Annotated in this window: 17 protein-coding genes; 13 read left to right on the top strand and 4 right to left on the bottom strand. The window is 59.7% G+C overall.

What is annotated here, in order from left to right:
• The first annotated feature begins 57 nt into the window (after positions 1 to 57).
• Positions 58 to 471, top strand: a complete 414-nt coding sequence (locus ACQUQP_RS04105) for a YidB family protein (RefSeq protein ID WP_432697541.1) — start codon at positions 58 to 60, stop codon at positions 469 to 471.
• A gap of 88 nt (positions 472 to 559) precedes the next feature.
• On the opposite strand, the gene clpB is transcribed toward ACQUQP_RS04105, so the two are convergent.
• Positions 560 to 3,136 carry an ATP-dependent chaperone ClpB gene (clpB, locus tag ACQUQP_RS04100; protein WP_432697540.1) on the bottom strand — a complete coding sequence of 859 codons (2,577 nt, stop codon included), beginning with the start codon at positions 3,134 to 3,136 and terminating at the stop codon, positions 560 to 562.
• Positions 3,137 to 3,326: 190 nt separating this feature from the next.
• Between clpB and ACQUQP_RS04095 the strand changes: the two genes are divergently transcribed.
• Positions 3,327 to 3,755 carry a VOC family protein gene (locus ACQUQP_RS04095; RefSeq protein WP_432697539.1) on the top strand — a complete coding sequence of 143 codons (429 nt, stop codon included), beginning with the start codon at positions 3,327 to 3,329 and terminating at the stop codon, positions 3,753 to 3,755.
• Between the two features lie 16 nt (positions 3,756 to 3,771).
• On the opposite strand, the gene ACQUQP_RS04090 is transcribed toward ACQUQP_RS04095, so the two are convergent.
• The gene (locus ACQUQP_RS04090) at positions 3,772 to 5,247 is read right to left on the bottom strand and encodes an aldehyde dehydrogenase family protein (protein ID WP_432697538.1); all 1,476 of its coding nucleotides are present in this window, start codon (positions 5,245 to 5,247) and stop codon (positions 3,772 to 3,774) included.
• Between the two features lie 252 nt (positions 5,248 to 5,499).
• Between ACQUQP_RS04090 and ACQUQP_RS04085 the strand changes: the two genes are divergently transcribed.
• Together ACQUQP_RS04085 and ACQUQP_RS04080 are read left to right on the top strand one after the other, a co-directional pair.
• A complete protein-coding gene (locus tag ACQUQP_RS04085; RefSeq protein ID WP_432697537.1) occupies positions 5,500 to 7,407 on the top strand; it encodes a PhoX family protein in 1,908 nt (635 codons plus the stop codon).
• 140 nt (positions 7,408 to 7,547) lie between these two features.
• Positions 7,548 to 9,452, top strand: coding sequence for a PhoX family protein (locus ACQUQP_RS04080; protein WP_432697536.1), 1,905 nt, complete (start codon positions 7,548 to 7,550; stop codon positions 9,450 to 9,452).
• A 157-nt stretch (positions 9,453 to 9,609) separates the two neighbouring features.
• Here the strand turns inward: ACQUQP_RS04080 and tdh are convergent, their stop codons facing one another.
• A complete protein-coding gene (tdh, locus tag ACQUQP_RS04075; protein ID WP_432697535.1) occupies positions 9,610 to 10,635 on the bottom strand; it encodes an L-threonine 3-dehydrogenase in 1,026 nt (341 codons plus the stop codon).
• Between the two features lie 12 nt (positions 10,636 to 10,647).
• A complete protein-coding gene (locus tag ACQUQP_RS04070) occupies positions 10,648 to 11,841 on the bottom strand; it encodes a glycine C-acetyltransferase (RefSeq protein WP_432697534.1) in 1,194 nt (397 codons plus the stop codon).
• Positions 11,842 to 12,103: 262 nt separating this feature from the next.
• Here ACQUQP_RS04070 and ACQUQP_RS04065 point away from each other — a divergent pair, with 262 nt between their 5' ends.
• The 9 genes from ACQUQP_RS04065 (at position 12,104) to ACQUQP_RS04025 (ending at position 19,445) form a co-directional block, all read left to right on the top strand.
• Positions 12,104 to 12,895, top strand: a complete 792-nt coding sequence (locus ACQUQP_RS04065) for a metalloregulator ArsR/SmtB family transcription factor (RefSeq protein ID WP_432697533.1) — start codon at positions 12,104 to 12,106, stop codon at positions 12,893 to 12,895.
• Between the two features lies 1 nt (position 12,896).
• The gene (arsH, locus tag ACQUQP_RS04060; RefSeq protein WP_432697532.1) at positions 12,897 to 13,595 is read left to right on the top strand and encodes an arsenical resistance protein ArsH; all 699 of its coding nucleotides are present in this window, start codon (positions 12,897 to 12,899) and stop codon (positions 13,593 to 13,595) included.
• A gap of 50 nt (positions 13,596 to 13,645) precedes the next feature.
• The gene (gene arsB, locus ACQUQP_RS04055; RefSeq protein ID WP_432697531.1) at positions 13,646 to 14,665 is read left to right on the top strand and encodes an ACR3 family arsenite efflux transporter; all 1,020 of its coding nucleotides are present in this window, start codon (positions 13,646 to 13,648) and stop codon (positions 14,663 to 14,665) included.
• Positions 14,666 to 14,682: 17 nt separating this feature from the next.
• Complete coding sequence (locus ACQUQP_RS04050) at positions 14,683 to 15,684, top strand: permease (RefSeq protein ID WP_432697530.1); 1,002 nt, start codon at positions 14,683 to 14,685, stop codon at positions 15,682 to 15,684.
• A gap of 32 nt (positions 15,685 to 15,716) precedes the next feature.
• Positions 15,717 to 15,953: a thioredoxin family protein gene (locus ACQUQP_RS04045; RefSeq protein WP_432697529.1), complete on the top strand. Its 237-nt coding sequence runs from the start codon at positions 15,717 to 15,719 to the stop codon at positions 15,951 to 15,953.
• Between the two features lie 83 nt (positions 15,954 to 16,036).
• A complete protein-coding gene (locus ACQUQP_RS04040; protein WP_432697528.1) occupies positions 16,037 to 17,050 on the top strand; it encodes an ArsJ-associated glyceraldehyde-3-phosphate dehydrogenase in 1,014 nt (337 codons plus the stop codon).
• Complete coding sequence (arsJ, locus tag ACQUQP_RS04035; protein ID WP_432697527.1) at positions 17,044 to 18,267, top strand: organoarsenical effux MFS transporter ArsJ; 1,224 nt, start codon at positions 17,044 to 17,046, stop codon at positions 18,265 to 18,267. The genes ACQUQP_RS04040 and arsJ overlap by 7 nt, the downstream gene beginning before the upstream one ends.
• A 142-nt stretch (positions 18,268 to 18,409) precedes the next feature.
• Positions 18,410 to 18,868 (top strand): ATPase, encoded by a 459-nt coding sequence (locus ACQUQP_RS04030; RefSeq protein WP_432697526.1) that lies wholly within the window; start codon positions 18,410 to 18,412, stop codon positions 18,866 to 18,868.
• Between the two features lie 136 nt (positions 18,869 to 19,004).
• Positions 19,005 to 19,445, top strand: coding sequence for a hypothetical protein (locus tag ACQUQP_RS04025; RefSeq protein ID WP_432697525.1), 441 nt, complete (start codon positions 19,005 to 19,007; stop codon positions 19,443 to 19,445).
• The last annotated feature ends 10 nt before the right edge of the window (positions 19,446 to 19,455 follow it).

Here is a 19,455-nt window from a genome sequence, read left to right as displayed (position 1 = left end):
GGGTGTCCTTCCCCGGGCCTCTCCTTTGCAAATAAACTCAAGCATTCGAGGTGCGGTATGAGCCTGATCAACCTGGCGGCGCAGCTGTTTATCAGCAAGCTCGGCAGCAGCGGCGAGCAACTGGAGCAGGGCGGCGTTGTATCCGCCCTGCAGAACCTGCTTCCCACTGAGGGCGGCGAACTCGACCTGGGCGCACTGGTCTCTATGTTTACCGAGAACGGCGCAGGGCTGGCCAGCCTTGCCAGCTCCTGGCTTGGTGGCGGCGATAACGCCTCCATCTCCCCGGCCTCCATACTGGAATTGCTTGGCAGCGATCAGGTAGCCGAGTTTGCCGGCAACCTGGGCCTGGGGCAGGACACCGCCGCCGAGGGTCTGGCCGAGATGATCCCTGAGCTGATCGACAGCAACAGCGAAGATGGCGCCCTGGCGATGGGCGATATGGCGAAGGGATTGCTGGGTAAGTTGTTTTAACCGCGCGACAAACATAAAGAGCCCGCCGATCGCTCGGCGGGCTCTTTATCTTCCAGGCTACTACAGCCTGATTCGGTAGCAGGGGAGATTAGCGGAACACGAACTCCCCGGCTTCCACATCTACGCCGACTTCGCTGCCCGGCGCGTAATCGCCGGAGAGGATCTTCTGCGCCAGCGGGTTCTCGATCCACTGCTGGATCGCACGCTTGAGCGGACGCGCGCCGTAGATCGGCTCGAAGCCCACCTCGACCAGCTTGTCCATGGCGGTGCTGGTCAGGCTCAGGGTCAGATCGCGCTCGGCCAGACGCTTGCGCAGGCGCTCCAGCTGGATGTTGGCAATACCCGCCACCTGGCTCTTGCGCAGGCTGTGGAAAACCACCACCTCGTCGATACGGTTGATCACTTCCGGACGGAAGTGAGTACCTACCGCCTCCATCACAGCGTTCTTCATCAGGCTGTAGTCATCATCCTCGGTGAAGTTCTGGATCAGATCCGAACCCAGGTTGGAGGTCATGACCACGATGGTGTTGCGGAAGTCCACGGTACGGCCCTGACCATCGGTCAGGCGGCCATCTTCCAGCACCTGCAGCAGGATGTTGAACACATCAGGATGCGCCTTTTCCACCTCGTCGAGCAGCAGCACTGAGTACGGTTTGCGACGCACCGCTTCGGTCAGGTAACCGCCCTCTTCGTAACCGACATAGCCCGGAGGCGCACCGATCAGGCGAGCCACGGAGTGCTTCTCCATGAACTCCGACATATCGATGCGTACCATCGCCTCTTCGGTATCGAACAGGAAGCTGGCCAGCGCCTTACACAGCTCGGTTTTACCCACACCGGTGGGGCCGAGGAACAGGAAGGAACCGTTCGGCCGGTTCGGATCGGCAAGACCGGCGCGGGAGCGGCGTACCGCGTTGGACACGGCGGTGATCGCTTCCTCCTGACCGACAACGCGCTGGTGCAGCGCATCTTCCATGCGCAGCAGTTTTTCACGCTCGCCTTCCAGCATTTTGGCTACTGGAATACCGGTCCAGCGGGAGACGACCTCGGCCACCTCCTCTTCGGTCACCTTGTTACGCAGCAGCGTGGTTTCCGCCTGGCCTTTCTCGGCACTGTCGGCCGCCTCAAGCTGTTTTTCCAGTTCGGGGATCTTGCCGTACTGCAGCTCGGACATCTTGCCGAGATCACCGGCACGACGCGCCTGTTCCATCTCGACACGAGCCTGGTCAAGCTGCTCTTTCACCTGGGCAGCGCCCTGCAGGGTGGCTTTCTCCGCTTTCCAGATCTCTTCGAAATCGGAGTACTCTTTTTCAAGTTCGCCGATATGTTCTTCCAGCTCGCCAAGGCGCTTGCGGGAGGCCTCGTCCTTCTCTTTCTTCAGCGCTTCGCGTTCCATCTTCAACTGGATCAGGCGGCGGTCGAGACGGTCCATCTCTTCCGGCTTGGAGTCCATCTCCATGCGGATGCGGGAAGCAGCCTCGTCGATCAGGTCGATCGCCTTGTCCGGCAGCTGACGGTCGGTGATATAGCGCTGGCTCAGTTTGGCTGCCGCGATGATCGCCGGATCGGTAATAGTTACAGCGTGGTGCACTTCATAGCGCTCTTTCAGGCCACGCAGAATCGCGATGGTGTCCTCTTCGGAGGGCTCATCGACGATCACCTTCTGGAAGCGGCGCTCCAGTGCGGCGTCTTTTTCCACATACTGGCGGTATTCATCCAGGGTGGTGGCGCCGACACAGTGCAGCTCGCCGCGCGCCAGCGCAGGTTTGAGCATGTTACCCGCATCCATGGCGCCCTCGCCCTTACCGGCGCCGACCATGGTATGCAGCTCGTCAATAAACAGGATGATCTGGCCTTCCTGCTTCGCCAGCTCGTTAAGCACGCCCTTGAGGCGCTCCTCGAACTCACCACGGAACTTGGCACCGGCGATCAGCGAGCCCATATCCAGCGCCAGCACGCGCTTGTGCTTCAGGCCTTCCGGCACCTCACCGTTGACGATACGCTGCGCCAGCCCTTCAACGATGGCGGTTTTACCCACGCCGGGCTCACCAATCAGTACAGGGTTGTTCTTGGTACGGCGCTGCAGCACCTGGATAGTGCGGCGGATCTCTTCGTCACGGCCGATCACCGGATCAAGCTTGCCGGACTCGGCCCGCTCGGTCATATCGACGCAGTACTTATCCAGCGCCTGGCGGGTTTCCTCGGCGTTGGGATCGGTCACTGCTTCACCGCCGCGGACATTCTCGATAGCCGCCTGCAGCGACTCTCGGGTCACGCCGGATTCTTTCAGTACCTTGCTGGCATCGCCCTTGTCTTCCAGCATTGCCAGCAGCACCAGCTCGCTGGCAACGAACTGGTCACCGCGCTTCTGCGCCAGCTTGTCGGTGAGGTTGAACAGGCGCGCCATGTTCTGGGACAGGCGGATCTCGCCATCTGGGCTGGAGACCACCGGCAGGCGGTCGATCGCCTCGCCCACCTTACGTGCCAGCGCACCGGTCTCGGCGCCAGCCTGCTTCAGTAGCGGACGTACGGAACCACCGCGCTGCTCAAGAAAGGCAGCCAGCAGGTGGATAGGTTCAATCATGTTGTGGTCTTTGCCGATCGCCAGTGACTGGGCATCGGCCAGGGCTTCCTGGAGTTTGGAAGTGAATTTATCGGGACGCATAGAATCTCCTTCTGAAACCATCTGCGCCGGAGGACTCCGGTGTTTCTGTTACCTCATTAAATGAGGGTGTTTTTTCCGGGTTCAAGAGTCTGACGATCAAAAATTAGACAGCACTTATATAAAGAATCGAGAACACACCCACACACCGCGCTAAACTTGGGACTAAGTTTAGACCAGCAAGGAGTCCGCAATGAGTCAGGCGATTCACCCGTTTCATCTGGCGTTTCCGGTACGGGATCTGGAGCAAGCTCGACGTTTCTACGGCGAGGTTTTGGGCTGTAGCGAGGGTCGCTGCGCGCCGGGGAAATGGTGCGATTTCAATTTCTACGGCCACCAGATCGTTGCCCACGTGGCGCCGGAGGAGTGTGGCTGCGAGGCATTGAGCAATGTGGATAACCATAAGGTGCCTGCCAAGCACTTCGGCATCGTGCTGCCGATGGATGAATGGCAGGCGCTGGCGGACCGTCTGGTGGCCGCGGGCACAAAGTTCGTCATCGAACCCTATATCCGCTTCAAGGGAGAAGTGGGCGAACAGGCCACAATGTTCTTCCTCGATCCCTCCGACAACGCCATCGAGATCAAGGCGTTCAAGCACATCGAGTCGCTGTTCGCCAAGTAAGGTGGGAAAAGCAGATTTAACCCTTGATATACCAGCCCCAGGGGCCGCCGTGATAGCTGGTGATCTGCTTGGTTTCAAGGTACGCCTCGAAGCCCCAGCGACCCAGCTCGCGGCCGATCCCGGAGCGCTTGTAGCCGCCCCAGGGCACCTCGATAAAAGTAGGCTGTGAACAGTTGATCCAGACGATACCGGCGCGCAGCCCTTCCGCCACCCGGTCGCAGCGTTCCAGGTCCTTCGACATCACCGCCGCACCCAGGCCGAACTCACTGTCGTTAGCTTCGCGCAGCGCTTCCTCTTCGCTGTCGAAGGGGTTGATGCAGACCACCGGGCCGAAGATCTCCTCTTTCCAGATGAAACTGTCGGTGGGAACATCGGCAAAAATTGTCGGTTCGATGTAGTAGCCCTCAGACGGGTACTCCGGCACTTTCCCGCCATAAACCAAACGAGCATCGCTGGCTTTGCCCTTTTCGATGGCATCGAGGATCTTACGATGCTGCGCCTCGTTGACGATGGCGCCCAGCAGCACATCCTCGTCCATGCCGTAGCCGATCTTCAGCTTGGCGCACTCTTCGGACAACCGCGCCAGCAAGGGTTCGTACATATCCCGCTCCACCAGAACCCGCGATGTGGCCGAGCAGACTTCGCCCTGGTTCCAGAAGATGCCGAACATGATCCACTCCACCGCCGCTTCCAGATCGCTGTCGGCAAAGACAATAAACGGCGACTTGCCACCCAGCTCCAGGGAAATGGTTTTCACATCCTGGGCGGCGGCCTGCATGATTTTGCTGCCGGTGGGCACCGAGCCGGTAAAAGCGACTTTATCCACCAGCGGATGTTCGCTCAACGGCGCGCCTACCTCAGGACCAAAGCCGGTAAGTATATTCAGGGCACCGGCCGGCAGGCCCGCCGCCTCGGCGATTTCGCCATACACCAGCGCCGTCATCGGCGTGACTTCCGAGGGTTTGAGCACCACCGTGCAACCGGCCGCCAGCGCCGGCGCGACCTTCCAGGCCGCCATCAGCATCGGGAAGTTCCAGGGCACGATGGCGCCGACCACACCCAGCGGCTCCTTGCGCACCCGGGAACTGAAGTTGTCATCGCCCACTGTCACCGGCTGACTCTGCTCAGAGGCGAAGCCCTCCGCCGTATCGGCGTAATACTCGAAACAGCCGGCCACATCCTCGATATCCCAGCGCGCCTCCGGCAGCGGCTTGCCGTTATCGCGCACTTCCAGCTCGGCCAGCTCATCGATCCGCTCATTAATCAGAGCCGCCATCTTGCGGAGCACCGCACCACGCTCGGCAAAACTCAGCCTTGGCCAGGGGCCCTCATCAAACGCTTTGCGTGCCGCCTTGACCGCCAGATCCACATCCGCCGCACCGGCCCGGGCCACCTCGGCAAAAGGCTTGCCGTTACCCGGATCGATCACCTCAAACGTCTCGCCACTGGCCGGCGCCACCCACTGACCATCGATAAAGAGCCGAGCTGTCATTCAAGCCTCCTGGACTGTCCGTTTACGATCATTTCAATCTACGTGGAAGGCGGAGAAACATAAACCCTGAGGAGAATTTTTATTTCCTGTTACTAAATGCTCTTGGCAGACATAAAAATTTAAACAACTCTCTATTGAGGTAAAACAAGCGCTTACATAAAACGTCATCGCCCCTTAGCCTTTCTGTCATAAGCGGCTGCTACTTAGTCCTGCGTCAAAGCACTCCCGCTTCCAAGTATTCAGGACAGAACAATGACTCAGAACGATCGCTATAACGAAGATCATCCGGAGATCGAACAGACTCAGTTCGACAGCATCGTGCAGAAAGCAATGAGCCGTCGCGGTTTCATGCAGGGCAGCAGCCTGACCGCCATGGGCCTGTTCCTGGCCGCCAATCCGCTGGCAAAAGCGGTGGCTGACGCAACTCCCGCGCCCCTGCTGGGCTTCACAGCAGTACCGACCAGCACGGCGGATACCTTTGTTGTCCCGGAAGGTTACATTGCCGAGCCGATGATCTCCTGGGGTGATCCCCTGCTGCGCGGTGCAGCTGCATTCAACCCGTCCGGCAAACAGGGCTCTCACGCCCAGGAAGGCCAGTTTGGTGATAACACCGACGGCATGAGCTTCTTCCCGCTGAATGACCGCGGCGACCGGGGGCTACTGGCGGTTAACAACGAGTACACCAATAACGAGTTCCTGTTCGAACACGGCGCGGAACAGCCGCTCACAGCCGATGAAGTGCGCAAGTCCCAGGCTGCTCACGGTGTGTCCATCTTCGAGGTACGCCGGAATGCCAAGGGTATCTGGCGCTATGTTCGCCTGTCCGATTACAACCGTCGTATCACCGCTTATACACCGATGGAGCTGACCGGCCCGGTTGCCGGCGACGACCTGGTCAAAACAGAAGCGGATTCCTCCGGCCGCAGGGTGCTCGGCACCTGTAACAACTGCGCCAACGGCCAGACGCCCTGGGGTACCTACCTGACCTGCGAAGAGAACTTCAACGGTTACTTCAGCTCCAGCGACGACACTCTTGAGCTGACCGAGCGTGAAGCTCATTACGGCCTGGGCCTGAGCGACTGGGGTTACCAGTGGGGCTCTCAGGACGACCGTTTCGACCTGTCCAAGCAGCGCAACGAACCGAACCGTTTCGGCTGGATCGTCGAGATCGACCCGATGGATCCGACCTCCACGCCGAAAAAGCGCACCGCCATGGGCCGCTTCAAGCATGAAAACGCTGCCGTTGTCATCGACGAAAGCGGTCATGTGGTCGTCTACATGGGCGATGACGAGCGCGGCGAACATATCTACAAGTTTGTTTCCCGCGGCAAGTACAACCCGGACAGCACCAGTTCCAACTCTGACCTGCTTGAAGACGGTACCCTGTATGTCGCCCGCTTCAACGATGACCTGAACGGCAACGGTACCGGTGAGTGGATTGAGTTGAGCTACGGCAAGAACGGCCTGAACGCAGCCAACGGCTTCAACAGCCAGGCAGAAGTACTGGTTTACGCACGTGCTGCTGCCGACGTGGTCGGCGCTACCACCATGGACCGTCCGGAATGGATCGCCGTGCACCCGAATGGCCAGGACACCTACTGCACCCTGACCAACAACTCCCGTCGTGGCACCAATGACGCACAGCCGCTCAACGATGCCAACCCGCGTCCGGTCAACAATTACGGCCATATCATCCACTGGTGGCCGAACAACGGAGACCACACGGCTACAGGTTTCGAATGGAACTTCTTCGTGGCCGCAGGTAACCCGACCGTTGCACTGACCGACGAAAACTTTGCTTATAATGGCAGCAGCAACATCAATGCGGACAACATGTTCAACAGCCCGGATGGCCTGGGCTTTGATGCCGCTGGTCGCCTCTGGATTCAGACCGACGGCAACTTCTCCAACGCGGGCATTTACGAAGGACAGGGCAACAACCAGATGCTCTGTGGCGACCCGAGCACCGGCGAGATCCGCCGCTTCGCTACCGGCCCGGTCGGCTGCGAGATCACCGGTCTGAGCTTCGCACCTGACTACCGCACGGTCTTCATCGGTGTCCAGCACCCGACCGCGCATTTCCCGACGGGTGGCAATAGCAAACCGCGCTCCACCATCATGGCGGTGCGTCGCAAGGATGGCGGCGTTATCGGCAGCTAAGCGGTAACTCCTGCGTCAAACAGCCCGGTACTGCCCCACGCAGATACCGGGTTTTTTATGTCGCTTTCTTATTGGTGTCATAAACCGCTGATAAAAAATGCGCATCTGTTTTCGGGTAGCTAATCAGAAAGGAATTGAACATGAGCCATCACGACATGCTTGAGGATGAAGATCGTATCGAGCTGGAGCACAGCGATTTTGACCGCATGGTACAGAAAGGCCTGAACCGTCGTGGCTTCCTCAAAGGTAGCGCCACTGCAATGAGTCTTTTCCTGGCAGCGTCCCCGCTGGCCAAGGCCGTTGCTGCCGCTACCGAGAGCAAAATGATCGGCTTTAACGCGGTACCGGCCAGTACTGCAGACACCTTCGTGGTACCTGCTGGCTACGTGGCCGAGCCGCTGATCTCCTGGGGCGATCCGATTCTGGCGGGCGCACCGGAGTTCGACGAATCCGGCATGCAGGATGCCAACGCCCAGGCTGGCCAGTTCGGTGACAACACCGATGGCATGAGCCTGTTCCCGCTGAGCGCTGATCACGCGGTGCTGGCGGTGAACAACGAATACACCAACTACGAATACCTGTTCGCGCATCAGGGCAAACAGGCACTGACCGCTGATGAAGTAAAGAAGTCACAGGCCGCTCATGGTGTCTCCATTTTCGAGATCAAGCGTAACGCTAAAGGCCAGTGGCAGGTGCAAAAAGGCGCGCAGCTGAACCGCCGCATCACCGCCTACACACCGATGGAACTGACCGGTCCGGCGGCCGGCCACGAGCTGCTGAAAACCGCTGCCGACAGCACCGGACGCAAGGCGCTGGGTACGTTCAACAACTGCGCTAACGGCCAGACCCCCTGGGGCACTTACCTGACCTGTGAAGAGAATTTCCACGGCTACTTCGGTGCCACCGGTGCAATTGACCTGCCGGCTCGTGAAAAACGCTACGGTCTGAAGGAAAAAAGCAGCTACCAGTGGTTTACCCAGGACGAGCGCTTCGACCTGTCCAAGCACCCGAACGAACCTCACCGTTTCGGCTGGGTCGTCGAAATCGATCCGATGGACCCGACCTCCACACCGAAGAAGCGCACCGCACTGGGCCGTTTCAAGCATGAGAACGCTGCCGTCACCGTCGACAACAGCGGCCATGTAGTGGTCTACCTCGGTGACGACGAGCGTGGCGAGCATCTGTACAAGTTCGTCTCCAGGAACACCTACAACCCGGACAACCAGGCAGCCAACCGTGATCTGCTCGAAGATGGCACCCTGTACGTGGCGAAATTCAACGCCGCCGATGGTGAACTGAAAGGCCAGGGTGAATGGCTGGAACTGAGCCACGGCAAGAACGGCCTGAGCGCCGAAAACGGCTTCAACAGCCAGGCTGAAGTGATGATCTTCGCCCGTGAGGCTGCCACCCAGGTAGGCGCTACCACCATGGACCGCCCGGAGTGGGTTGCGGTACACCCGGACGGCAACACCGTCTTCTGCACCCTGACCAACAACAAGAACCGCGGCGTCGAAGGCAAGCATCAGCCGGTGGGCGGCCCGAACCCGCGTGCCAAGAACAACTACGGCCAGATCGTCCGCTGGTGGCCGCGCGGTGGTGACCATACCGGTGCCCGCTTTGACTGGGATCTGTTCGCAATCGCCGGCAACCCCACCGTCGCTGAAGGCCTGTACCAGGGCAGCAGCAACATCAACGCCGACAACATGTTCAACAGCCCGGATGGCCTCGGCTTCGACGATGCCGGCCGCATGTGGATCCAGACCGACGGCAAGTACTCCAACGAAGGCGAATTCGCCGGTATGGGTAACAACCAGATGCTCTGCGCCGACCCACAGAGCGGCGAGATCCGCCGCTTCGCAACCGGCCCGATCGCCTGCGAGATCACCGGCCTGGCGTTCTCTCCAGATCAGCGCTGTGTGTTCATCGGCGTGCAGCACCCGGGTGAAGACCTGGCACCGTCTCACTTCCCGGCCGGCGGCAACAGCAAGCCGCGCTCAACCATCATGGTTGTGCGTCGCCAGGACGGCGGCGTTATCGGCGCCTGAACCTAGAAGATAGAGGTCAAGGCGCGTAACGGGACCACTACGCGCCGCACAGGACGTGCACTACACAGGGATGTCCTTTTTCAGGGCCCGCCTCCGCAAGGAGTGCGGGCTTTTTTTCATCTCCGGGCATCGCTCCTGACAGCCGCAGGGCCAGCCCCTAGTCCCACTCCAGAATCACCTTGCCAGCCTCGCCCGAGCGCATGACATCAAACCCCTGCTGGAACTCCTCGATCGGAAAACGGTGGGTGATGATCGGCGTCAGATTCAGGCCCGACTGGATCACCGAGGCCATCTTGTACCAGGTCTCGAACATTTCGCGGCCGTAGATCCCCTTGATGATCAGCCCCTTGAAGATCACTTGGGTCCAGTCGATCGCCATCTCGCCGGTGGGGATACCAAGCATCGCCACCTTGCCGCCATGGTTCATGGTCTCCAGCAGGCTGCGAAACGCCGACTCCGCGCCGGACATCTCAAGCCCAACATCGAAGCCTTCACTCATCTCCAGCTCAGCCATCTTATCTGTCAGCGACTGCTCGGCCACGTTGACGGTGTGGATAACGCCCATGCGCCGCCCCAGCGCCAGCCGGTAGGGATTCACGTCGGTCAGCACCACATGACGGGCGCCCACATGGCGTGCAATGGCAGCCGCCATAATGCCGATGGGTCCCGCCCCGGTGATCAACACGTCTTCACCGACCAGGTCGAACGACAGCGCCGTGTGCAGTGCGTTGCCGTAGGGGTCGAAGATCGATGCCAGATCGTCCGAGATATTCTCCGGTATCCGAAACGCATTGATCGCCGGAATCACCAGGTACTCGGCAAACGCCCCGGGTCGGTTGACGCCGACACCGACGGCGTTGCGGCACAGGTGGCGCCGACCAGCTCTACAGTTGCGGCAGTGACCACAGGTGATATGCCCCTCACCGGAGACCCGGTCTCCGACGCTGAACCCTTCCACTTCGGAACCGATATCGACCACCTCACCGACATATTCATGACCCACCGTCATCCCCAGCGGGATGGTCTGCTGCGCCCACTCATCCCAGTTGTAGATATGCACGTCGGTGCCGCAGATCGCCGTTTTGTGGATCTTGATCAGCAGGTCGTTGTGACCCAGCTTCGGCCGCTGCGTGGTGTGCAGCCAGATCCCCTCTTTTGGGTGGAGCTTTGCCAATGCACGCATCAGATCCTCCCTTCAGATAATGCCCAGCTCTCGACCTATACGGCCGAACGCTTCCACCGCACGTTCCAGCTGAACAAGGGTGTGTGCGGCGGACATCTGGGTGCGTATACGCGCCTGCCCCATAGGCACCACCGGGTAGGAAAAGCCGATTACATAAATATCTTCGGCCAGCAACCGCTCGGCCATCTGTCCCGCCAGCGTAGCATCGCCGATCATTACCGGGATAATCGGATGCTGCCCGGGCACCAGCGTAAAACCGGCACTTTGCATTTCGTGACGGAAATAGGCGCTGTTTTCAGCCAGACGCTCGCGCAGCTCGGTGCCATGCTTTTCCACCAGTTCCAGTGAGGCCAGGGTTGCCTGGACGATGGGCGGAGCGAGAGAGTTGGAGAACAGATAGGGGCGCGAACGCTGCCGCAGCCAGTCGATGATCTCGCGCCGCGCCGCCGTATAGCCCCCGGAAGCGCCACCCAGCGCCTTACCGAACGTGCCGGTGAGTATATCGACCCGATCCATCACGCCGTGAAACTCCGGCGTGCCCCGCCCCTGCTCACCGACAAAACCCACGGCGTGGGAGTCATCCACCATCACCATGGCGTCGTAGCGTTCGGCCAGATCGCAAATCGCCGGCAGGTTGGCGATGGAGCCATCCATGGAAAACACACCATCGGTGGCGATCAGTCGCATCCGGCACTCCTGCGTATCCTTCAACTGCTGCTCCAGTTCGGCCATATCGCTGTTGGCATAACGGCAGCGCCGCGCCTTGCTGAGCCGCACGCCATCGATGATGCTGGCGTGATTCAGCGCATCGCTGATCACCGCGTCCTCCTCGCCCAGCAGCGTCTCGAACAGACCGCCGTTGGCATCGAAACAGGAGGAGTAAAGAATCGCATCCTCCATACCGAGAAACCCGGCCAGGCGCGCTTCAAGCTGCTTGTGGATATCCTGGGTGCCGCAGATAAAGCGCACCGAAGCCATACCGAAGCCGTGCTGATCCAGGCCCTGTTTCGCCGCTTCGATTAACGCCGGATGGTCAGCCAGCCCAAGGTAGTTGTTGGCGCAGAAGTTGATGAGGGTATGCCCGTTCTCCAGGACAATATCCACCGACTGGGGCGAGGTGATCCGGCGCTCCTGCTTGTACAGCCCCTGCTGCCTGAGCTCGTCGCCCTGCTGTGCCAGCGTTGCCAAAAACTGATCAGGTGTCATAGCCCGACTCCCGCGTTTGCCTTTTCTTTCCCCTAAAGATAGTGGCTATTTCGGCGTCGGCGACTTTCTGCCCCCCTGCTGCATCTCCAACGAGCACAGCTCTGCTGAGAACAGGACCGCACACCTGAACCGGGACACTGAACTCCGCTGAGCCCGGTCAATAAACCGATAAAAACAGACAATACCAGTCATATATGAATTTCCATATATACATCAAGACATATACAATTAATCGTATGGATAACCGAACGGACAGGCCCGAATGAAACCCCGTGTGCTTTTTCTTTGTACCGCCAACTCGGCCCGCTCGCAGATCGCCGAGGCGCTGCTGCGGGATCAGGCAGGTGAGCGTTTCGATGTGTTCAGTGCCGGAACCGCGCCGGATGAGATCGCCCCCGGTGCACTGGAGGCGCTGCGCAGCTATGGTGTGGAACCGGTCGGGCTGGAATCCAAGGCGATAGACAGCTTCGCCGGCGAGCATTTCGACTACATCATCACCCTGTGCAGCAGGGCGCAGCAGGAGTGCCAGAACTGGCCGGGACACGGCGTGGTGATGAACTGGGATTACGACGATCCCCGCGAAAGCAAGGATCCCAAGGCGTATATCAAGACCCTGCAGGCGATCCAGCAGCGGATCAAGCTGTTTATCGAGGTCAACAGCAAGGCAGGCAGCACCCTCTCCACATCGCTGACCGCGGTGGATTTTTACAAGGCACTGGCGGACGAAGTCCGTCTCACCAGCCTGCTGCTGATTCTGCAAAACGGCGAGCTATGCGTCTGTGAGCTGACCGCCGCACTGGAACAGTCCCAGCCCAAAATCTCCCGCCACCTGGCACAGCTGCGTAAAAGCGGCCTGCTACTGGATCGGCGCCAGGGGCAGTGGGTGTTTTACCGGCTGCACCCGCTACTCAATGACTGGATGCTGAGGGTGTTGCAGGAAACCTCAGAGCACAGCCCTGAGCTGCTGAAAGACGCAACAGTGCGGCTGGAACAGATGGCCGACAGGCCCTCTACCGGCGGCAGCGCGTGCACTTACACGACCAAGGCAGGTTGAAATGAACAATCACGAACTACCCAACCTACGCAGCGACGTCTTTAAGGTGCCTGAACCCAGCGATAACGCTGAACAGCCCCGCATCCTGCTGCTTTACGGCTCGCTCAGGGAGCGCTCGTTCAGCCGCCTGGTCAGCGAAGAGTCCGCCCGTCTGCTGCAGGCGATGGGCGCCCAGACGAGGACCTTCAACCCCAGTGGCCTGCCGCTGCCGGATGATGCGGATTCCAGCCACCCGAAGGTGCAGGAGTTGAGAGAGCTGGTGCAGTGGTGCGATGGCATGGTCTGGTGCTCGCCGGAGCGGCACGGCGCGATGACATCGATCATGAAGGCGCAGATCGACTGGATTCCGCTCAGCATTGGCGCGGTGCGCCCGACCCAGGGCAAGACCCTGGCGGTGATGCAAGTCAGCGGCGGCTCGCAGAGTTTCAACGCCGTTAACCAGCTGCGCATTCTCGGCCGCTGGATGCGCCTGCTCACGATCCCGAACCAGTCATCGGTACCCAAGGCGTTCATGGAGTTTGACGATAACGACCGTATGAAGCCCTCGCCCTACTACAACCGCATCGTTGATGTGATGGAGGAACTGGTCAAATTCACTCTGCTGACCAGAGACCGGAAAGCCTACCTGACCGACCGTTATTCCGAGCGTGTAGAAACAGCAGACGAACTTTCAAAACGGGTTAACCAGCGCTCGATATAAGGCTTGATCTAACGACGCTTTATCGAGGCATTTACCAAGGAAGCAAGAGCATGGGCATTTTTGAGCGCTATCTCACCCTCTGGGTCGGACTGTCGATCCTCGCCGGCGTGCTGCTCGGCAACCTGGCGCCGGGCCTGTTCGCCAGCGTGGCCGGACTGGAGTTCGCCCATGTGAACCTGGTGGTGGCGCTGTTTATCTGGGTAATGATCTACCCGATGATGGTGCAGATCGACTTCAGGGCCGTGAAGGATGTGGGCAAGCGACCCAAGGGGCTGATACTGACACTGGTGATCAACTGGCTGATCAAGCCGTTCACCATGGCGCTGCTGGGCTGGCTGTTCTTCCGCGTGCTGTTTGCCGACTGGGTCGACCCACAAAGCGCCAGCGAATATATCGCCGGCATGATCCTGCTCGGCGTGGCGCCCTGTACCGCCATGGTGTTCGTCTGGAGTCAGCTGACCAAGGGCGATCCGAACTACACCCTGGTACAGGTCTCGATCAACGACATCATCATGGTGTTTGCCTTTGCGCCTATCGCCGCCTTCCTGCTCGGTGTCAGCGATATCCAGGTGCCCTGGCAGACCCTGCTGCTGTCGGTGGTGCTCTATGTGGTGCTGCCGCTGGCCGCCGGTATCTGGACCCGTCACCGGCTGGAACGGGGCGGTAATGGTGAGCGCGTTGAAGCTTTTACCCATCGACTCAAGCCCTGGTCGATCCTGGGTCTGCTGGCCACCGTGGTGCTGCTGTTTGGCTTCCAGGCCAACACCATTCTGAGCCAGCCGCAGACCATTGTTCTGATCGCCATCCCGCTGCTGATCCAGACCTACGGTATCTTTGCCCTGGCCTACGGCGCCGCCCGCTGGTTGAAACTACCGCACAATATCGCCGCGCCAGCCTGCATGATCGGCACCTCCAATTTTTTCGAGCTGGCCGTGGCCGTAGCGATTTCACTGTTCGGTCTGCACTCCGGTGCGGCGCTGGCCACCGTGGTTGGTGTATTAGTTGAGGTACCGGTGATGCTGTCACTGGTGGCCTTCGCCAACCGTACTCAACAGTGGTTTAAGGATTAGGGTTCGGGAGATAGGACATGTTTGAGATCTTCACCCGCCTGGCCGACTGGCTGGTTTACCAGTTGATGGGACTGTCACCCGATACCAAGCTCGGTGACGCACTGCACTTTTTTGTCGAGGACGTCAGCAAGATTTACGTCCTGCTGGTGGTGATGATTTATGTGATTGCCCTGGCCCGCGCCTCGCTCAATGTGGAGCGGGTCCGCGATTTTCTCGCCGGCCGTCATCGCGGCATCGGCTACATGCTGGGTTCGGGTTTCGGCGCCATCACGCCGTTCTGCTCCTGCTCCAGTATCCCGGTGTTTCTCGGCTTTACCTCCGCCGGCATTCCGGTGGGCATCACCATGGCATTTCTGCTCACTTCGCCGCTGATCAACGAGGTGGCGGTACTGCTGCTGATGAGCCTGCTGGGCTGGAAGTTCACTCTGCTCTACGTGGTCGTTGGCATGGGCGTGGGCATCCTCGGCGGCGTATTTCTTGACCAGATCCGCGCCGAGCGCTGGCTGCAATCTTTCGCGCAGAAGGCGCTTGAAAGAGGCCGTCAGAACTCCTCACAACAACAGCCAGTTCAAAGCGGCCCGGTTGAAAAGCTCAGCTTCGCGGAGCGTCACCAGTTTGCCAAAGGCGAAACCGGCGAGATCTTCGGCCGCGTCTGGAAGTGGGTAATTATCGGTGTCGGCCTAGGCGCCGCGCTGCACGGTTTCGTGCCGGACGGCTGGATCGAATCCCACCTGGGCGATGGCCAGTGGTGGTCAGTACCGGCAGCGGTGGCGCTGGGCATTCCGCTCTACTCCAACGCCACCGGCGTGATTCCGGTGATGGAGAGCCTGATCGTCAACGGCCTGCCAATCGGCACAACACTGGCGTTCTGTATGAGCACCGTGGCGGCCAGTTTCCCGGAATTCATTTTGTTAAAGCAGGTGATGCAGTGGCGCCTGCTGGCGATTCTGTTCGCGGTACTGCTGGCGGCATTCACGCTGGTGGGCTGGATTTTCAATCTGCTGACGCCCTTTGTCTGAGCGCCAACAGCAACTAACTGAGGGTTAAGAACATGAAACAGGTCAAAGTACTGGGCAGCGGCTGCAGCAAATGCATCAAGACCGCAGAGATCATCGCCAAGGTGGCTGCCGAAGTCGGCGCCGAGGTGGAGGTCATTAAAGAGACAGATCCGGAAGCGATCATGAACTACGGCGTGATGAGCACACCTGCCGTCGTCATCGATGACCAGGTTGTCCACAGCGGGAGTATTCCCAGCCAAGACGCCATTCGCGGATGGCTGAAGAAATAAAAAGTCAGGACACCATTCGCGGATGGTTGAGCTGATAAAAAGCAGTCCTGATTAAACAACAGCGTTAAAAAAGAGTATCTGTAATGGCAAAGATCAAGATCGGTATCAACGGGTTCGGGCGGATGGGGCGGCTCAGTTTCCGAGCCGGCTGGGAACAGTCTGACATCGAGTTCGTCCATATCAACGACCCGGCCGGCGATGCCGCCACCCTGGCGCACCTGCTCAATTTCGACTCGGTGCACGGTCGCTGGAACCATGAGGCCAGCACCGAGGGCGACCGTATTCTGATCGATGGTCAGGCAATCACGACCAGCCGCAATAAAAGCATCGACGATACCGACTGGTCCGGCTGTGACCTGGTGATCGAGGCCTCCGGCAAGATGAACAAAAAGGCGCTGCTGCAGGCCTACCTGGATCAGGGCGTAAAGCGCGTCGTCGTCACCGCACCGGTCAAGGAGGAAGGCGTCCTTAATATGGTGATGGGCGTTAACGACGACCTGTACGACCCGGCGCTGCATCCGATCGTCACCGCTGCGTCCTGCACCACCAACTGCCTGGCACCGGTGGTGAAGGTGATCCACGAAGCCCTCGGCATCCAGCACGGTTCGATGACCACGATTCACGACATCACCAACACCCAGACGATCCTCGACGCGCCGCACAAGGATCTGCGCCGGGCCCGGGCCTGCGGTATGAGCCTGATTCCGACCACCACAGGCTCGGCCACCGCGATCACGCACATTTTCCCGGAGCTCAAGGGCAAGCTGAACGGTCATGCCATTCGTGTGCCGCTGGCCAACGCCTCGATCACCGACTGTGTGTTCGAGGTTGCCCGCGAGACCAGCGCCGAGGAAGTGAATGCGCTGTTCAAGGCCGCATCGGAAGATGAGCTTAACGGCATTCTCGGCTATGAGGAGCGCCCGCTGGTCTCCATCGATTACAAGACCGATCCGCGCTCCAGCATTATCGATGCACTGTCGACGATGGTGGTGGATGGCACCCAGGTGAAGATCTACGCCTGGTACGACAATGAATGGGGCTACGCCAACCGTACGGCGGAACTGGCGTTGAAGGTGGGACGCCTCGACCTATGCTGAGCCAGCTCTCCCCGGCGATTCGCCAGTACCTGGTCGTCACCGGTAATTACTGGGCGTTCACGCTCACCGATGGCGCCCTGCGGATGCTGGTGGTGCTGCATTTCCACGCGCTGGGCTATTCACCGCTGGAGATCGCGCTGCTGTTCCTGTTCTACGAAATCTTCGGCGTCATCACCAACCTGGTGGGCGGCTGGCTCGGCGCGCACCTGGGCCTTAACCGGACCATGAACATCGGCCTGGGGCTGCAGATCGTCGCCCTGGCGATGCTGCTGGTACCGGCGGCAATGCTCAGCGTACCCTGGGTGATGGCAGCCCAGGCGCTCTCCGGCATAGCCAAGGACCTGAACAAGATGAGCGCGAAAAGCTCCATCAAACTGCTGGTTCCCGCCGATGCCCAGGGGGCGCTGTACAAATTGGTCGCGCTGCTCACCGGATCGAAGAACGCACTCAAGGGTGTGGGCTTTTTCCTCGGTGGCGCTTTGCTGATGGCACTGGGCTTTGCCGGTGCGATCGCTGCCATGGCAGGGGCGCTGACGCTGGTCTGGCTGGCCAGTCTTGTGCTGCTGAAGAAAGACCTGGGCAAGGCGAAATCCAAGCCCAAATTCCGCGATATTTTCTCCAAAAGCCGGGCGATCAATATTCTCTCGGCCGCGCGCCTGTGCCTGTTCGGCGCTCGCGACGTATGGTTCGTGGTCGCCCTGCCGGTGTTTCTGTCGCAGACCCTGGGCTGGGATCACTGGCAGACCGGCGGCTTTCTCGCCCTCTGGGTGATCGGTTATGGTCTGGTACAGGCACTGGCACCGAGGATCACCGGCAGGGCCAGCGGCCGGGTGCCGGATGGCCGCACGGCACTCACCTGGGCCACTCTGCTCTCCGCCGTGCCGGTGCTGATTGCACTGGGCCTTGGCACCACTTTCGACCCGGCCGTTCTGCTGATTGCTGGATTGCTGCTGTTCGGCGTGCTGTTCGCGATCAACTCCTCGCTGCACAGCTACCTGATTGTCAGCCTTGCGCGGGCCGATGGTGTCTCACTGGATGTGGGCTTCTACTACATGGCCAACGCGATGGGACGACTGCTGGGTACCCTGCTTTCCGGCTGGGTATTCCAGGCCGCAGGGCTGGGTGCCAGCGGTCTGGCTGCCTGCCTCTGGATCTCGGCGGCTCTGTTACTGCTCACTGCCTTGATTTCACTGGCCCTGCCCCAAGCCTCTGACTAAGCGCAAACTTTTGCGTAACGGACATTGGCACAACTGGCATTCCCCCGGTGCTGACATATCCTTGAGGTAGAAATACCGCCACCGCGCCACGGCAAAGCCAGTGGCGCGGGGCGAGTCTCAGGATCCTGTGAAGGAGGCAAGCATGCAGATCGATACGTTTCGCGACATCATCCACTGGACGCGAGGCTACCACCAGCAGTTATCCGAATGGCTGCGTAACAGCAGTGAATCCCAGCAAGATGAAAGGGCCCGGATGCTGCTTGATTACCTGGCGGACCATGAGGCCAAGCTATCCCGGGCGATCACCGCGTTTGAGGCAACAGATAACCTCAACGCCCTGGATACCTGGGTAATGGAGTTCCTCAACAAGGAACCCTTACTGCCTTCAACAAACCTGGATGCTCCCTTTGCCGAAATGACCGCGGAACAGATCATTTCCAAGGTTGAGGAAGAGCACAACCAGATTGTCGAGCTATACAAGTTCCTGGTCAGTCGGGCCAGTGCCACACCGGCCGCCGACCTGCTTGAGGAGCTGGCCGACCTGGAAAAACATGAGGCGATGCGCCTGTCTCAGGCGTGGAATCGGCTCACCGATATTTAACAGCCTTTCCGACTGCTAACGGCGGGTTTGTCCGGTTTATTGAGCCAGGGCAGAGCCGCCGCTTTCTTTCCGGCGCCGGTTCACTGATCACCTATACTCAGTGCGTCTTTCGGTAGCAGAAGCGAAGGAGTCGACCATGGACAAAAAGAATACTTTCCGCCTGGCAGCACTGCTCTTCGGCGCCATCAGCCTTGGAGCTCTGGCTGCGGGTCCCGGCAGCGGGCCAAAAAATCCAGGCCAGGGTATGGGCCAGGGAATGGGTTCAGGGCAGCAAAGTCAGATGCAGCAGGGCCAGATGCAACAAGGCGGAGGCCGTTACGGCGATTTTGACCGGATGAACCGGTTGATGGAGCAGATGCACCGTACCGATGATCCACAGAGCCATTACGAACTGATGCGCCAGCACTGGCGTGAAATGGAGCGCTCGATGGAACAGCTCGGGCGTGAACCTTCAATGGACCTGCCCCGCGATCGATTGCGTGACCGTGACCGGACCATGGAGCAGCTGCGTGATCAGATGCGCCTGCATCAGGAAGAGTTCGATCGCCTGGAATATCGTCGTGGCATGATGCGTTAAGGCCAACACG

Origin of the sequence: Marinobacterium sp. YM272 (genome assembly GCF_050908845.1) — a bacterium.
Taxonomy (GTDB): Bacteria; Pseudomonadota; Gammaproteobacteria; order Pseudomonadales; family Balneatricaceae; genus Marinobacterium_D.
The sequence above is the reverse complement of the archived record's forward strand: the minus strand, read 5'-3'. Positions and strand labels throughout refer to the sequence as shown.

Coding starts and splice junctions, on each gene's coding strand:
- ACQUQP_RS04090 (WP_432697538.1), bottom strand. CDS start 5,247: ATGACAGCTCGGCTCTTTATCGATGGTCAGTGGGTGGCGCCGGCCAGT.
- ACQUQP_RS04050 (WP_432697530.1), top strand. CDS start 14,683: ATGTTTGAGATCTTCACCCGCCTGGCCGACTGGCTGGTTTACCAGTTG.
- ACQUQP_RS04080 (WP_432697536.1), top strand. CDS start 7,548: ATGAGCCATCACGACATGCTTGAGGATGAAGATCGTATCGAGCTGGAG.
- ACQUQP_RS04040 (WP_432697528.1), top strand. CDS start 16,037: ATGGCAAAGATCAAGATCGGTATCAACGGGTTCGGGCGGATGGGGCGG.
- ACQUQP_RS04030 (WP_432697526.1), top strand. CDS start 18,410: ATGCAGATCGATACGTTTCGCGACATCATCCACTGGACGCGAGGCTAC.
- ACQUQP_RS04105 (WP_432697541.1), top strand. CDS start 58: ATGAGCCTGATCAACCTGGCGGCGCAGCTGTTTATCAGCAAGCTCGGC.
- arsB (WP_432697531.1), top strand. CDS start 13,646: ATGGGCATTTTTGAGCGCTATCTCACCCTCTGGGTCGGACTGTCGATC.
- ACQUQP_RS04095 (WP_432697539.1), top strand. CDS start 3,327: ATGAGTCAGGCGATTCACCCGTTTCATCTGGCGTTTCCGGTACGGGAT.
- ACQUQP_RS04085 (WP_432697537.1), top strand. CDS start 5,500: ATGACTCAGAACGATCGCTATAACGAAGATCATCCGGAGATCGAACAG.
- ACQUQP_RS04045 (WP_432697529.1), top strand. CDS start 15,717: ATGAAACAGGTCAAAGTACTGGGCAGCGGCTGCAGCAAATGCATCAAG.
- arsH (WP_432697532.1), top strand. CDS start 12,897: ATGAACAATCACGAACTACCCAACCTACGCAGCGACGTCTTTAAGGTG.
- ACQUQP_RS04065 (WP_432697533.1), top strand. CDS start 12,104: ATGAAACCCCGTGTGCTTTTTCTTTGTACCGCCAACTCGGCCCGCTCG.
- arsJ (WP_432697527.1), top strand. CDS start 17,044: ATGCTGAGCCAGCTCTCCCCGGCGATTCGCCAGTACCTGGTCGTCACC.
- ACQUQP_RS04070 (WP_432697534.1), bottom strand. CDS start 11,841: ATGACACCTGATCAGTTTTTGGCAACGCTGGCACAGCAGGGCGACGAG.
- tdh (WP_432697535.1), bottom strand. CDS start 10,635: ATGCGTGCATTGGCAAAGCTCCACCCAAAAGAGGGGATCTGGCTGCAC.
- ACQUQP_RS04025 (WP_432697525.1), top strand. CDS start 19,005: ATGGACAAAAAGAATACTTTCCGCCTGGCAGCACTGCTCTTCGGCGCC.
- clpB (WP_432697540.1), bottom strand. CDS start 3,136: ATGCGTCCCGATAAATTCACTTCCAAACTCCAGGAAGCCCTGGCCGAT.